The organism is Frankia sp. Allo2 (genome assembly GCF_000733325.1).
Lineage (GTDB): Bacteria > Actinomycetota > Actinomycetes > Frankiales > Frankiaceae > Frankia > Frankia casuarinae.
The window spans coordinates 1-2090 of sequence record NZ_JPHT01000099.1 but is presented as its reverse complement, the minus strand read 5'-3'; the positions used below and the strand labels follow the sequence as shown (position 1 = coordinate 2090).

The following is a 2090-nucleotide window of genomic DNA, read 5'->3' as shown; positions in this document are numbered from 1 at the left end:
CCCGATGCCAGGGGTCCCCGCACTGCGCCGGAGGCGCCGTGCGGGGGAAGGCTAGCCTCTGAGGGCATGGCTGCCATCCCACGTAAGGCGCTGGCCGACGTCCGCCAGATCGCGGCGCGGCGGACGGCTCCGATCGTCCTTGAACTCGATCTGACGGTCGACCCGATCGAAGGCGTCCCCACCGACCCGATCACCCTGGCGCTCGCCCGGCGTCGGACGACCCTGCGGGATGTCGTCGAAGGCCTACGGTACGCGACCGAGGATCCCCGGGTGTCCATCGTGGTCGCGCATATCGCCGCCTGCGGGATGCCGCTGGCACGTATCCAGGAGATTCGCGCCGCGATCGCCGCGTTTCGTGCGGCCGGTGGCACCGCCATCGCCTACGCGGACACCTTCGGGGAGTTCGGGGGCGGCACGGCGCCCTACTATCTGGCCTGCGCGTTCGACGAGATCTGGCTCGCCCCGCCCGGTGACTGCGGCCTGACCGGTCTCNGGATGGAGGCGCCGTTCCTGCGGGGAGCGCTCGACCGGCTCGGTATCTCCGTCGAGATCGGCCAGCGGTACGAGTACAAGAACGCCGTCAACACGCTGGTGGAGCGGGACTTCACCCCGGCGCACCTGGAGGCGGTCAGCCGGATCATCGAGTCCAGCTCTGACCAGATCGTGGCCGGCATCGCCGAGGGACGCGGGCTGTCCACCGACCGGGTTCGGCGTCTGATCGATCTCGGACCGCTGGCCGGGTCCGTCGCGCTCGACACCGGTCTCGTCGACCGTCTCGGCTACCGCGACGAGGTGTACGCGGCGGCACGGGAACGGGTGACGCGGGGGCCGTCGGCCGGATTCGGGGGTGACGGGGAGGGCGCGGGCCGGGAGGATGCGCGCCGCGGGTCCGGCGCGGAGCCGGTTTTGATGTACGCCTCCGCCTACCGGCGGTCCGCCGAGCGGCGGGAGAAGTTCCCGGCGCTTCGCGTGGCGGCGCTGGCGGCCGGCGGTCCGGCGGCTTTCTTCTTCCGCGAGGTTCCCGATGATCGGGACGGCTCCCGTCCCGACGGCGCCGGGGAGGCCCACCTCCACCCGGACGAGGCCGCGGGCAGCGGGACGAGTGCGCTGGCCCCCTCCGTGACGGCGCCACATCGAGACCCGAAGAAGTCGGTCATCGCGCTCATCCATGGGACCGGGCCGGTCGTCCTCGGACACGGTGCCCCGGGTCCGTTCTCCGGGCCGGTGCTCGCAGCGGAGGCCACCGCGGCGGCCTTCCGTTCCGCCGCGCGTGATCCCGCGGTGGCGGCGGCGGTGTTCCGGGTGAGCAGCCCTGGGGGTTCCTACGTCGCCTCCGACCTGGTCCGCCGGGAGGCCGAGCGGTTCCGGGCCAGCGGCCGGCCGCTGATCGTCTCGATGGGTGACGTGGCGGCCTCTGGTGGCTACTTCGTCGCCCTGGCATCCGATGCGATCGTGGCGAACCCCGGCACGCTGACCGGCTCGATCGGGGTGTTCGCCGGCAAGCAGGTGATCAGCGGGCTGCTCGACAAGGTGGGAGTGGGCTTCGGTGCCGTCGCGGAGGGCGAGCATGCGCTGATGATGTCGCCGCGGCGGCCCTTCACCCCGGGGGAGCGGGAGAAACTGGAGGAGTTCCTGGACCGGGTCTACGCCGACTTCGTTGACAAGGTGGCGGTCGCTCGCGGGCTGTCCCGGGACCAGGCGCACCAGCTGGCCCGCGGCCGGGTGTGGACCGGCGCGGACGCCCATGCGCACGGCTTGGTGGACGTCCTCGGCGGGTTGGCGCAGGCGATCGAACTCGCCTGGTCGCGCGCCGGTCTGCCGGCCGGTGAGACTCCGCGGGTGCGGCTGACGCCCAAGCCGTCGGTGCTGGAACGGGTCCGGTCGCCGAAGTCCAGCGAGGACCGCGGGGCCGCCGCGTCGGTGGCCGGGTCGGTGGCCGGGTCGGTGGCCGGGTCCGCCCTGGGCCTGCTCGGCGCTGGTCCCGGTGCCGGCTTCGTCCCGGGTTGGGGGGCGCTGGCACCGCTGGCGGCGCGGCTTGGTCTGCCCTCGGCCGGTCCGCTGGTCATGCCGCCGATCGGGCGGATCGGTTA

General features: G+C 73.3%; 1 protein-coding gene. It reads left to right on the top strand.

Going from position 1 to position 2090, the window contains the following annotated elements:
- Positions 1-66 precede the first annotated feature (66 nt).
- Positions 67-2090 (top strand): S49 family peptidase (locus tag ALLO2_RS22935; RefSeq protein WP_084588533.1); only part of this gene is annotated, 2024 nt, incomplete at its 3' end.